This is a genomic window from Ekhidna sp. ABH4_415 (assembly GCF_056161305.1).
This window is the reverse complement of the sequence record NZ_JBSWYW010000027.1, coordinates 1-450: the sequence shown is the minus strand read 5'-3', so window position 1 is coordinate 450 and position 450 is coordinate 1. Positions and strand designations below refer to the sequence as shown.

The following is a 450-nucleotide window of genomic DNA, read 5'->3' as shown; positions in this document are numbered from 1 at the left end:
GCGGATGCCAATGGATTAGCGAATGTCGATGTGGTGTTGAGTGACGATGGAGGCACGGCGAATGGTGGAGATGACACCTATGCAACGCAGACCTTCACGATTACGGTAACGGCTGTCAATGATGCACCAAGCTTCACAAAGGGAGCGGATGAGAGTATCAATGAAGATGCAGGTGCCCAGAGTGTGACCGGCTGGGCGACAGGGATGAGTCCGGGCCCTGCGGATGAGAGCGGCCAGAACCTGAGCTTCAATGTGAGTAATGATAACAACGCCCTGTTCTCAGTACAGCCGACGATCAATGCAAGTGGAGATTTGAGCTACACGCCGGCAGCCGATGCGTTTGGAAGTGCCACAGTTACGGTAAGCATCAGCGACGATGGTGGCACTGCGAATGGTGGGATAGACACGAGTGCTGATCAAACCTTCACGATCACGGTGAATGCAGTCAAT

Annotated in this window: 1 protein-coding gene; it reads left to right on the top strand. The window is 53.8% G+C overall.

Translation table 11 applies throughout. The features are described from left to right. The coding region (locus tag ACXAH9_RS17175) for an Ig-like domain-containing protein (RefSeq protein WP_474896083.1) at window positions 1-450 on the top strand (450 nt) is incomplete at both ends.